This window comes from Pseudoalteromonas sp. Z1A2 (genome assembly GCF_011378755.1).
GTDB classification, from domain to species: domain Bacteria; phylum Pseudomonadota; class Gammaproteobacteria; order Enterobacterales; family Alteromonadaceae; genus Pseudoalteromonas; species Pseudoalteromonas distincta.
On the sequence record NZ_WTKX01000049.1, the window covers coordinates 1 to 12,564 of the forward strand.

8 protein-coding genes are annotated in these 12,564 nt (G+C 36.9%); 5 read left to right on the forward strand and 3 right to left on the reverse strand.

Annotation, left to right across the window (positions count from 1 at the left end; genetic code table 11):
• The first annotated feature begins 59 nt into the window (after nucleotides 1-59).
• Nucleotides 60-1,025 (forward strand): IS481 family transposase, encoded by a 966-nt coding sequence (locus GQR47_RS19735; RefSeq protein WP_165724383.1) that lies wholly within the window; start codon nucleotides 60-62, stop codon nucleotides 1,023-1,025.
• Between the two features lie 41 nt (nucleotides 1,026-1,066).
• Nucleotides 1,067-1,195 carry a hypothetical protein gene (locus GQR47_RS20610; protein WP_261765748.1) on the forward strand — a complete coding sequence of 43 codons (129 nt, stop codon included), beginning with the start codon at nucleotides 1,067-1,069 and terminating at the stop codon, nucleotides 1,193-1,195.
• A gap of 42 nt (nucleotides 1,196-1,237) precedes the next feature.
• On the opposite strand, the gene GQR47_RS19745 is transcribed toward GQR47_RS20610, so the two are convergent.
• Together GQR47_RS19745 and GQR47_RS19750 are read right to left on the reverse strand one after the other, a co-directional pair.
• The gene (locus GQR47_RS19745; RefSeq protein WP_024595037.1) at nucleotides 1,238-2,800 is read right to left on the reverse strand and encodes a tyrosine-type recombinase/integrase; all 1,563 of its coding nucleotides are present in this window, start codon (nucleotides 2,798-2,800) and stop codon (nucleotides 1,238-1,240) included.
• A 123-nt stretch (nucleotides 2,801-2,923) separates the two neighbouring features.
• The gene (locus tag GQR47_RS19750; RefSeq protein ID WP_024595038.1) at nucleotides 2,924-4,594 is read right to left on the reverse strand and encodes a hypothetical protein; all 1,671 of its coding nucleotides are present in this window, start codon (nucleotides 4,592-4,594) and stop codon (nucleotides 2,924-2,926) included.
• Between the two features lie 260 nt (nucleotides 4,595-4,854).
• Between GQR47_RS19750 and GQR47_RS19755 the strand changes: the two genes are divergently transcribed.
• On the forward strand, nucleotides 4,855-5,103 hold the full coding sequence (locus GQR47_RS19755) for a YfhL family 4Fe-4S dicluster ferredoxin (RefSeq protein ID WP_024595039.1): 249 nt from the start codon (nucleotides 4,855-4,857) through the stop codon (nucleotides 5,101-5,103).
• A 214-nt stretch (nucleotides 5,104-5,317) separates the two neighbouring features.
• On the forward strand, nucleotides 5,318-6,019 hold the full coding sequence (locus GQR47_RS19760; RefSeq protein WP_024595040.1) for a metallophosphoesterase: 702 nt from the start codon (nucleotides 5,318-5,320) through the stop codon (nucleotides 6,017-6,019).
• Nucleotides 6,020-6,329: 310 nt separating this feature from the next.
• On the opposite strand, the gene GQR47_RS19765 is transcribed toward GQR47_RS19760, so the two are convergent.
• Nucleotides 6,330-8,636 carry a hypothetical protein gene (locus GQR47_RS19765; RefSeq protein WP_024595041.1) on the reverse strand — a complete coding sequence of 769 codons (2,307 nt, stop codon included), beginning with the start codon at nucleotides 8,634-8,636 and terminating at the stop codon, nucleotides 6,330-6,332.
• Between the two features lie 529 nt (nucleotides 8,637-9,165).
• On the opposite strand from GQR47_RS19765, the gene GQR47_RS19770 reads away from it, so the two are divergent.
• Nucleotides 9,166-12,093 (forward strand): TonB-dependent receptor, encoded by a 2,928-nt coding sequence (locus GQR47_RS19770; RefSeq protein ID WP_154904113.1) that lies wholly within the window; start codon nucleotides 9,166-9,168, stop codon nucleotides 12,091-12,093.
• Nucleotides 12,094-12,564: the final 471 nt, after the last annotated feature.

Here is a 12,564-nt window from a genome sequence, read left to right on the forward strand (position 1 = left end):
CTCAAGTTAGATTTTACTGAGGTCTACTGACAGACAAAAAAGTGATCGGCTTGAATGGTATTGAGCGATCGGCATCATGGTATTACGCATGGATTGAGCTTTACGAAAAAACTAATAATGCGGGCCTAGTTTGTCGTCGGTGTGGAATTTCTAGGCCCACTCTTCGAAAGTGGTATAAGCGATACAAAGAGAAGGGACTAGACGGCCTACAGGACGTTTCTAGACGCCCGCACAGCTCCCCAAACACTAAAATTAATAATCGAATTGAAGAGTGGATTCTTAAACTCAGAAAAAATAGAAAACTTGGTGCCAGAAGAATTCAAAATGAGCTTCTTCGCGAGCATAATTTTCAGCTATCGCTTGCTTCAATTCACAAAGTGCTGACCAAACATGAGGTAAAACCAATAGTTTTTCAGCGGAAGAAAAAAGACTTCATTCGATACCAAAGACCTATTCCTGGTGACCGAGTTCAGATGGATACATGTAAAATTGCACCAGGGATTTATCAATATACTGCTGTTGATGATTGCTCTAGATATCGCGTGTTGGACGTTTTTAAGCGTAGAACGGCAGCCAATACTCTTACCTTCATCGATAAGGTAATAGAAGAAATGCCATTCCCGATACAGCGAGTTCAAACTGATCGCGGAACGGAGTTTTTTGCTGAAAAAGTACAGCTCAAATTGATGGAGCATGGCATTAAATTTCGCCCCAATAAGCCAGGCTCTCCTCACTTAAATGGCAAAGTTGAAAGGTCACAAAGAACTGATAAGGAAGAGTTTTATTCGACCGTTAATTTGGATTTGGACGAACTCAAAAATGAAACGTTACCTGAGTGGCAGCATTACTACAATTGGCAACGCGCTCACGGCTCATTCAAAGGTAAAACTCCAATGGATGTTGTATGTGAACGGCTTGAAAAAACACCGCTTTGGGAAGACGTTCACGCTAACTACGAAACTGAAAATGAACGCATTCAGTTATCGAATTATCAGCGTGATCTCCAACTACGAAAAGTGAAATGATGTCTATGAATCACACAAATTAATTTACTGGCTAGGCATCAATGCTTGATGACACTACAAATGAGTCAAGCTCTAAAGTAGTCGCCACTAAGCCAAAAGCATCTGATATTTTTGATATCCCTGCTTTTATAAGAAATCAATCTGCACCACCTAGTAAAAGCTCTTTATAGGTTTTGTAAGCAAAGAAAAAGTTGTATTGCAATATGTAAGCGCTACTCTAATATTTGCAAAGGGCGGCTCTTTTTAAGCTTTTGGGTTTGCTGAACTATATTACCCCAGATAGTGGAATAAGCACTTATTGTGCTTTTGACTTTGGCGATGAAATTATTTGAATAATCTAATTTTAAAAATGATTTTTTAGTCGTTTTGTTTTTTAACTTAGCCTGTATTTTTACTTCTTTAAGTATTTCCTTCTCAAATAGGGAAAAGTTTTTATAAAGTGCTTTAATATCAGTGTTATATATTTTATTCGAGTGGTCATAATGTTTACTCATTGGATCGTGCTCTAAAACAGAGTGATGGAGCATTTTTTTAGACTCAATTTCAGCAATTGTTGATGACCCAATTTTTTTAGTTAGCACTTCTTTCATGTGCGATTTTAAGAAGCTGCGAAGTAGTGTTGGATATGCTCCGGCAGAGCCTTTTATATTTATGTTATCTCGCGAGGCCACGACCATGTCTTTTGGCGCATGATACTTAAGTGCTCGGTTTAAACTCTCTTTACTAATGGGTTTTGAGTCGTCTTTAACCTTGCAAAATAAGTAGGTGCGGTTTATGTCTGGGTTTAATTTTAATTCTTGTTGTATCGCTTTTTTCATCTCGGGTGTGAGTTGTATTTTAAACTCTTTTTGGTTTTTCATAGCACCGCGAGTGGTATGGGTTGTTTCAGGAAACGTTAAAAATTTAGGATTATTTAAATCATTTATATACGATAGACGTAGGTTGCAAATATTTATAGGCCTTAGCCCTGTAAACATCATCAACAGAACAGCATTTATTAATGTATTATTTTTAGCTGTTTTTAGGTTTATGTATAGCTGAGAAATTAGAGATATATCAGTATATGCCTTACAAGGAATAGGCTTCGCCGTTCGAGAAGATATATAATTTTTATCTACTTCTAGGAATGGATTATCGCCGTTATTATATTTATTTTTTGCGAACACCCACAGTTTTTTCATCTGCTCGAATTGCTTAGCCACATGCGGACCACTTTTCTCTGTTAGTAGTTGGTCAAGCGTGGTTTCTATTATCTCAGGCGTAATAGTCTGAAATAACGTATTTTTACCAAATGCATTTTGAATTGCATTAAGGTAAGAGCTGTAAGTTGTTACTGTGGTTTCAGCTAACTTGCTAGGGCTATGTTTATTTATTGCCTGTAAGTTTTCTATTTGTTTACATACTACAAATTCGAATGTGTAATCAGAAGTGTTCTTTTTGTATATTTCGGCCGCTTTTAATTTCGCTGCTGAAAAACTCATATCATTAGAATCACCAAGCTTGATATTTTTTATGCCATGTTCTTTTTTAAAATGAGTAAAAAATTTAATAATGCCATCATGCTGGAAGACAATTCTTATTTGATCTTTAAGTTGATACTTTGAAAGTCTTCTTCCTTTTTCTTGCGCCAATATAATAGTCGCAAGACTGGCTAGCTCTTCCATTGACTCGTCATTGTACGGTGGCTTAAATGCATTAAATTCAGCCATGCAAAGGTCACGACTTTTAATCGTGACCTCACATGGTTTTACTGAATTTAATACTGATGTTGCCATTAATATAAAAACCTTAAAAAAGTTAAAATCATCAAATAATTGATGAGGTATCGCTCTAATAAGGCAATGATATGAAATTAATTTTTTTTACAAAAACTTTGGTAAGTCCAAATTAAACTTTTTTTAATTATTTTTTGCTTTGGCTTGGTCACTTAAATATCTCTCAACGACAGCTCTTCCTTCTTCGGTTAAGATCAAATCTTTTGCTACTCTGCCCGTATCACCAAGTGGCTGATTAATGAAGTTTACATAACTGCCTTTGTGAACTAAATGAGCTTTAATTCTATCTCTCAAGGCTTTTTTATCGTTATTTTCTTTTAGGTTTTTAGCTTGTTTACTTTGCATACCTGTAAGTCTGAGTTGTTGGCTTTCGAGTTCTTTCGCTCTTTTTAAAATACTGGCTTCATGAATTTTGAATACATTAAATTTGAGCTTTGTTGAAGTGCCAAATAGCTCTTCAGATTTATCATAATTCAAGCCGTTTGGATCGTCCTCTTTTCTGAGGTGATGAAGCGCGAGTCTGGTGAGTTCCTCTGCGTGTTTAAAATGATAGCCGTTGGCAACCATAATCGCTTTTGCGTTGGATTTAAAAAAGCTTCGGCACATTGTGCAAAATGCACCCGCAGATCCTTTCATTACAATGTTTCTTTTATCTCCTTTTACTGCATCAACAGGGGAGTAATCTTTGATGATTTTGTCCAGCGACCTTTTAGCAAATGGTTTGTTAAGATCGCGAGGCTGAAGAAATATGTGAACAGGGTTACAGTTAGGGAGCGCATTTTCCATCCAGGCTCTTTGTTCTAAAATAATGGCGCGCATGGCTTTGGTTAAGGGCAGCTTATATTCTTTTTGGTTTTTCATTTCTCCACGAACTCCGACAACAGATGCCGGAAAGGTAATTAATGTTGGGAAGTCGATACTATTGAGCCACTCCCACTTCATTTGTGGAATATTGATAGGGCGTATGCCTGTTAATATCATAAATCGAGCAGCATTTTTCTGATGCACATTAGGGGCTGCTGCGAGGTTTATCCATAATTCAGCTATCGAATCTAAGTCTGTATAAACTTGGCAAGGACGAGGGCTTTCTACACGGTCAGATACGTAAAAGTCATCGATATCAGCTGCTGGGTTTTTACCTGAGTTAAATTTGTTTTTGGCAAATCGCCATACTCTTCTAATCTGTGCAAAAAGCTCGATTGCCTGGTTATTGGACTCCGTCTTGATAATTAAATCTACAATCTTTTCTAACTCTCCAGCTGTAAGAGACTGGAATGCACGCTTAAGCGGAAAATGATGTCTAAGCTTTTTTATTCTACATTGATATGTTCTGAGCGATGAAGCTGCAAACTTGGTGGGTGCGTTGTTATGGCGCTCTATTAGGCTTTGTTCATAAGCATCAAACACTGTTTTAATATTATGATTATTTAAAATGCCATATTTCATTTGTTCAGTGAGCTTACGCGCTTTTGCTATTGTTAATTCAGGTGCTTCACCTAACTTGGTATTAGCTATGCCAGATGATTTAGGGAAAGCTGAGTAAAAAGAGACTGTTCCAGATAGGGTAAATATAAGACGAAGATTGTGTTGTGCCTCATATTTCGATAATCGCTTTGTATCTTGCTTCTTAACCTCTTGTTTTAATTTTTCTTTTTCCTCAAAAAAGATGATTTGAGAGGCCAAAATAACACAGCGATTTATGTGCTGCATAGAAAATGGCGATTTAAGTTGCTTCCATTCTAGTTTCGCTTTCGTGTATTGAGCTTTGGTAAGCGTTGATAATGATTTTTTCACTTTGATTAAACCTATATAAATAAAGGCCTTGCGGCGATTTTTATTGATTGAGATCAACAAAGCAACAGAGAAAAATAGGCATAATTCGCGGCTGTAATTTACACCCAAAAATAAAAATTTGTGTTACTAATTTGTGTTACGATTTAATGAAAAATAGCGGTTTTTTATTAAACTAGAACTGCACAAAAGTTAGCCTTCACACACCTTTGTTTTTACTTATCTTTTTGTTTTATATAAACTTTAATTTTAAAGGTTAGAAAGTGGCTTTACTCATAAATAGTAAATGCATTAACTGCGATATGTGTGACCCAGAATGCCCTAATGAGGCTATTTATATGGGCGCTAAAATATACCAAATAGATGCAAACAAATGTACAGAGTGTGTAGGGCATTATGATAAACCTACTTGCGTAAGTGTTTGCCCTATTGACTGCATAAAGCCCGATCCGAATAAGCGTGAAACTTTGGACGAACTAGCAGAAAAATTTGTGCGGGTAACTGGCAAATAACTCGTCAGGTATTTTGCTAAGCAGCTTTTAATTTAGGCTAAAAACACTACTTACATTAATTATTTAGGTTGTAGCTAAGGTCCTCTGTCATGCATTTTTAGTTTCAATCAAATCTCATTACCTTCATTAATTATCAACTATATTGTGTTACCTTAAGGCTTTATAAACTCAAGTATTAATCTAAGTTTTAGATTGCATTCTATAGGAGTCTATTTTGGATATAGGTATTAACGCTATTCAGGCTGTATCTTCAAAACGAACAATATTTATTAATGATGAGTGCCGAGTATTTGTAATTGGCGATCTTGATGGTGATTTACCTGCCTTAAAAAACGCACTTAATAACGTAAATTTTGACCCTGAAAGAGATACTTTGTTTTGCCTAGGCGATTTTGTTGATCGCGGGGATAAAACATATGACTTATTTACATACTTACAAGCCATTAGGGCATGTATGATATTAGGTAATCATGAGCATTTAATGTTGGAATCATTATTAAGTAATGATAAAGCGGCTTTTAAATTATGGACTGATAATGGTGGTAATTGGCACAAGTCGGTATCAAGTGAAAAGCTCAGTGTTATGTGCGATGAGTTACTAACTAAACCGCTTTCAATAGTACTTGAGTATCGTGGTTGTAAAATTGGGTTGTCTCATACATTTGCACAATCGTGGGATTGGGAAAATTACCCTGATGATAAATCGCTAATTGTGCAATCTTTATTGTGGGATCGCGAAGTAGTTAAACTAGATCAGGTAGTTAAAAGTCATGGAGTCGACTTTTCAATACATGGACATAACTCAACTAAAGCGCCTTTTTGGGTGGGTAATAGCTATCACATAGATACCAATTATTATGGTGGAAAGCCTACACTCTTAGAACTCTCTGATGTTATTAATAAATTAGAGAAGTAGTATAAAGTTCGTAGGTTGTTGACCTCATATAAGTTAATTTTCAGTAAAGTACTTTTTTTGCACAATACTAAAGATGCCAAGCGTGGATATGTACTTTAAGCAAATGATTAGAAAATTATAACTATATAGATATCGAATAGCTGCGGTACAAGCTTTTTTGGGGTGGTTTTTACTTTTTACAAAGATTAAATTATCCCCAGTTTGAAAAATTTAACCAGTAAAGAATGGTAGTTCTTTAATGGTTAAATTTTACTGAAGGAGCTATTTATTTTGTGTAAGTAAATATACAAGCTCCGTTGTAACCCATACGTCATTTATATTGTTCTGCTATAGCTACTTTCTCTGTCCAAGCTTCTGGCATGTTAAGTGCGCCAACCGCTTTTACCATACAGCGAATTTCTTTCCCAGACTCTTCACTGGTAATATCGTAAGTATTAGTAGCTCTGTATGTTAACGGATAACCATCAGCAAACCAATAATAACGAATATCTGTAATATCTTGTAAATTAGCTTGGCAAGTTATTGTTTCACCAACAGCTTTTTCCCCTGTAATAATTGGCTTACTGACAAATGGTTTTGGGATATTTATTATGTCTGATGTTTTTTGTAGTACTTCAATAGAATCTATGGTGAAGCTTTCTTGATCGCTCGTCGGATTGCCATCGTAAGACCTAAGCGCATAGTCAAGTTGCAAATCAAGCCTTTCAAGATAAGTTGGTGCGGTTGGCACACGACCAACTTCAACCCACCTATCATTCCCAGCTTCATCTTTAATAGTCACATTTATATAAGTCATGTCATTATCAATAACAAATTCCCAGGTATGGTATTGTCCATCCCAAAATTCAAGACCACCTTCAATTTTGCTTTTTTGCTCCGTCAGTTCCCCCCAATATGCTTTGTAACTTTTATAACTAGAGTCATCTTTTGCAAATATGTTTGGTACGTGAGCATAGTGGTAATGAGAAGAAAGTCCGTTTAACCAAGCTCCATTTTTTCCATCGAATTCAAACCAATCTACTTCGATGCGGTTTGCTGTTCGCCAAAACAAAAAATCAGGATTATAAGACCAAAATGCTGGAAATAACCCTCCAGGCAAATCATTTTTGTCTATTTTAGGAAGCATACTACGAATTCGAAAAATTTTTGGCCCAGTCCAAGTATAGCCATGCCCAAGATCATTCACGCTATAAAAAGCACTCGCTTTCCATCTTTCGTTTTGTTTTCGTAGTAAAAGAGATTGCTTTTTTTCATCTTTATTGTGGGGATAAACATTAAATGTTTCACTAGGAGGCATCAGCTGAGCGCTCGCTCCAACTGCCGGATTAAACCCAGGGGCAGACCAAAGGTCAGATTCACCACTAAAACTCGCTTTTACTCGGTTATTACGAAAGTCATCATAAAATACTCTTTCAAAGTCGTCTGTAGGTACACGTTCTCCACCACCATTAATGCGCACTTCAGCTCTATCAATAGAGCTCCCCCAAGCTGTCCATTCTTTTTCATTATGAATATAGCGATAAGGGAAGTCTTCAGCATCCATTGTAGGTCTAATATTTTTATATGGGTGTTCGTTTGGCAGATCAATTGAAGATATTCCGTTACTAAATAACGATTGATTCGTACTTAGACGATAAGCCGCCCAGCCAGTCATTTTTTGAACCATTGCTTCTGATGGTTCTGTCAAACCAAAGACTAGTGAATCATATGCCCAAGCCATATTACCAATATCCTTATCGCCAATGTATGAGGAAGTATTGCTAATCCATTCGCCTGAAAAGCGATCAGGTTGGATTGCTTCGCTAGAGATTGGTGTTCCATTTACTGAGGCAAACATTTGACCATAGCGGATCCCAGCAACAATAACATTCCATGTTTTACCATCTGCAATCACGTCATTTTTAGTTGTCATAATCCGTTTATCAAGACCATTATTATTAAGACCGACATACTGAATACTTAGACCGTTTGTTTTGTTATACCAGATTTTAGGAGATGACTTATTTGAACCTTCTCCATGGTTAATATCTAATAAAATCGTTTCAGCATTATCACCTGTATTAGCATCGATCCTAAACGTAAAAAGCATCCATCTGTAATTCCACCTAGCATCGCGCTGACCTGGCATTATTAAATATTGCCCAGAGTTCTCCGCAAATTCAACACCATTATTTTTTCTTGTTTTGGATGGTTGAAGGGAGAGCTTTGCTTGTGTTGCATTCGCTGTAATTGTCCCGCGCGAAGAATGATTTATTACATTACCTATTTCAGTGTCTTCTTGAAAATAAGCAGACATAAGCCACTCAGGAAAAAGGTTTAAAGCCCACGTAACTTTGATTGTGCTATCAATTGCGCGTTTCGGAATACGTAGCGATAGTGGGAGTCGACCAGTGGTTTGCTCTAGCACCGTGACTTTGCCATCATTATTAGTGTCGTAATCAGCTTTGATTTCAGGGTACTGGTTTCCGAGAAAATCAAGCAGTAAATTGCGTTCAAAGTCATCATATAAACCATTGCCGTCTAGATCAAAGTTAGACTTTGCATTGTTGGCGTTACTATCACCAATAAACCAAATGAAAAAACACGCAGTGATGATCAGTTTAATATTACTTTTCATAAATAGGCTCCTATTAAAGTTTTTAGGGATATTTATTCAAATAGTTGAGTATTGGAAACAAAGCATTGAATAAATAGCGATACAAAAAAGAGCTATCTTTAGTGATTTTTTTAGTATATAGCCGAATGTTGGTAATAATTAAAGCTAACCATTTAGAGGTTGGATATCTGATATTTTTACAGTAAAATTTTTAATTAACCTTAGTCTATGTTTTTTAGAAGAGCCACTTAACTTTAAAAAAATAGATCCTCACAGCATATCTTCATGTAACTGTATTTATTTAAATAACTAGATATTTCAGTCGGTTAGTGCTTAAAATTGATTTACTATTCTGAATTTAAGTTAATTATAAACAGGTAATCATTTATCAAAGCGATTAATTTAATTTTAAGCTCCCGTTAATAAAAGATTAAGTTTGGTTGTATAAAATTGGCAAAAAATTTTATATTTTCGTCAATTTATTGCAGCAAAATGATTAATTAACTTGCTTGAATCAATATAAGCAGTTTTCAATGGAATAGAACTCTTCATGACAGCACTTAACTACAATAATAACTCACTACACGCTTCACCCAAACTATTCAAATCAACACTCTGTATTTCTATTTTATCGGCAATAGGCTTCAGCAATAAAGCTTACGCAGATATAACTAATAATAAAGAAGATATGGAAGTAATAGAAGTACGTGGTATCCGTTCAAGTATGGCCGAAAACTTAGATGTAAAACGTATGTCGGAATCTGTAGTTGATGCCATTACCGCGGAAGACATTGGAAAGTTCCCTGATAAAAACGTTGCAGACTCACTTCAGCGTGTACCCGGTGTGGTAATTGAGCGTGACGGCGGGGAAGGTTCATCGGTTAGTATTCGTGGTTTATCGTCAGAACTTACCTTTACACAACTTAATGGTAATTTTATTGCGTCTTCCCCGGGGGAGCCTTCGCGTTCGTTTGATTATGCTTTGTTACCGTCTTCAATGATTGAAAGCGTAGAGGTTTATAAATCGCCAGAAGCACGCTTAGATGAAGGTGGGGTTGGTGGTACTGTATTAATGCATAGCCGAAAACCTCTGAGTATGGATGCAAACTCAGGTGTATTTAATGTAGAGAGTACTTACGCTGATGTTACAAAAGAGTACGAACCGCAGTTTACGGGTTTATATTCATGGAAAAATGACAACGAAAACTTTGGTGTATTAGTTGGCTATACCTATCAGGAACGGACAAACAGAACGCTTTCGGGCGGTACTGATGCTAATGTATGGCGCTATACTGGCACTGGGCAAGCAACAGATATACATGGTAATACAGTTGATAACAATAACGGTTGGGATACTATTAATGATGCAAACGGCAACAGTTACGATGGCGTTTGGTTTCCGCAAGTTGTTCGAGGTTCTGTTCTTAACGAAAAACGTGAGCGCGAAGGGATTCAATTTAGTTCCCAGTGGCGACCAACAAATCGTTTAGAGCTTGGCTTTAATTATTTTGGTTTTACACTTGGGCAAGACAGAACAGAATCTGTGATTGATATACCAGAGTGGTCTTTAAATCCTGATTTTTTGACGGATGTAAATCTTGATGAGTCGGGCACTATTGTTACTGGTATGCAATACGATGCAATGGCAAGTGGTGTCGAAAATGATATGCAATTTCCGTGGATGCGTGGCAGCTACGTACGTGAGGAATCTACCTCCCATACCTTTGATTTTAATTTAACCTATGAAGGTGATAATTTTAAAGCGCGCTTTGTAATTGGTAATACACAATCAGAGGGCGGCCCAGAAGAAAGCTGGGAAGCGGCGTATAAAAGTTCTAACGCGGGCGAAAACGCAGCCACTATTCAAAACGCAGCTCAAACGGCTGGCTGGTCGCTCAATCAAAATAATGTGTCACTTAATATCGACCCTAACACATTAGTTAATTTACAAAATGGAGTTGGAGGTGGTCGTGATGCGGGCTCTTCAAACTCAAGCTTTGTACGCAGTGAGCTAGAAGAAGATTACTACCAAGCTGATGTGGATTTTTATGTTGATTGGGGCTTTTTAAAAACAATTAAAACCGGTGCTAAATACCGCAATTCAACTCTTCACCGTGAAACCGGCAACACCTTCTTTTTAGATCCAAATTTTGATATTGCTGCAGGGGAAGCAAGTGAGCAAGGTATTACCCGTTTTGACAGCTACCAGTGGAATGGTGGAATGCCATTAGCTCAAAATGTATTTACTAGTGAGAATAATATTGCAGGTGGTTTTGATATAAACCAAATGCCAAGTATCGACTGGAATAAATACCGCGATATGGTCACTGCTAGTTATGTACCTTATACGCGCATTGAAGATAATTTTGTTTACGATATAGAAGAAAAAATATCGGCTTTTTATATACAAGGTGATTTTGAATTTAGTGAAGTCAGAGGTAATTTGGGTGTGCGTGTTGTGCAAACAAAAACACTTACTTCATCTACTGACTTATATACCTACCAATTAGATCACACAAATGATGAAACAGGTGAGCCAGTAACAGGTGACGCTCGTTTTGTAGAAGACTATCAATTAGTCACTCAGCAAAACAAAGACACTCAAGTTTTGCCAAGCTTTAATATAGCGTGGGATGCAACCGACGATTTAGTTATTCGTGGGGCAATCGCAAAAGTAATGTCTCGTCCTGATTACAGCGATTTAGGTGCGCAGCAGCGTATTACATTTGTATCGGATGAATGGGCAGATGATAGAGCTGCATTTAATGAACAGCCAGGTTTTAGCGGTGGTGGCGGTAATAAAAACTTGAAACCATTTGAATCAGTTCAAGCCGATTTATCTATTGAGTATTATTACAGTGAGGGTTCTGCTGTTGGGTTGGCACTTTTTCATAAGAAAGTAGATAACTTTGTTGTGCCACTGGTGATCGACGTAGAGCAAAACTTTGCTGGTAAAAATAATATAGTGGATGCAGGGACTATTAATATAGCCCCTTACAGCACTGTAGGTAATGGCACCGATGCAGTATCAAAAGGCGCGGAAGTATTTATTCAGCATGCCTTTGATAGTGGTTTTGGCTTTTACGCAAATTACACTTATAACAAAACCAATAAAGCAGATGTAACAATTAATGGTGAAGAATTTGGTCAGTCGGCCTTAATAGGTAGTGCAAAGTATCAGTACAACACCTCTGTTTATTATGAAGGAGGTTATTTTAATGTACGTGCTTCTTATAATAAGCGCGGCGAAACAGTACTCGGTTTAAATAGCGGATTAAATGTATACCAAGACCCTTACGAACAAATCGATGTAAATGCATCTGTAAATTTATACGACGGGCTTAGCCTTAACGCAGCGGTTATTAATTTAACTAAATCTGAATCAGTAACGCGTTTAGGAAATGACACCGATGCGCGATTACTCAATACTAGCTACTCAGGTCGTCGTTTTTACGCGGGCTTTAACTATAGCTTTTAGCTAAATGACTTAATAGCAGGTCTGTAGACAGTTTTTTTTTGATAGCGCAGGTCATAACAAACACTTTAATAAGCGTTAAATGTTAATAAAATGCTGGTTATGTTGTGTTTTTAATGCGTTTAGCTTAAATTCTCAGCGAACAGTGCTTTATTTAAAGTTTTGTCAATAAAACGCTTGCGTAAAAATCTGTTCTCCCTATAATGCGACCCCACTGAGACGGGATATGGCGACGCGCAGCGGACAACGCATAGCGAGGCACGAACTACTCAGAGAGTTAAATAAAACTTCGGTTTTAAATCTTCTAAAAAGAAAGTTTAAAACAAAGTGTTGACTCGAAAAATAAAGGGTGTATTATTCGCATCCCTTGAGACGCTAAAGCGAATCAAAACGTTCTTTAACAATATAAAGCAATCATCTGTGTGGGCACTCGTACAGATTGAGTTCTAACAGCCAACCTACTTAGGTAGCGAG

What these genes read in the sequence shown, in the direction of transcription:
- GQR47_RS19770 (WP_154904113.1), top strand. Translation starts at nt 9,166, where the DNA reads ATGACAGCACTTAACTACAATAATAACTCACTACACGCTTCACCCAAA.
- GQR47_RS20610 (WP_261765748.1), top strand. Translation starts at nt 1,067, where the DNA reads ATGCTTGATGACACTACAAATGAGTCAAGCTCTAAAGTAGTCGCCACT.
- GQR47_RS19745 (WP_024595037.1), bottom strand. Translation starts at nt 2,800, where the DNA reads ATGGCAACATCAGTATTAAATTCAGTAAAACCATGTGAGGTCACGATT.
- GQR47_RS19765 (WP_024595041.1), bottom strand. Translation starts at nt 8,636, where the DNA reads ATGAAAAGTAATATTAAACTGATCATCACTGCGTGTTTTTTCATTTGG.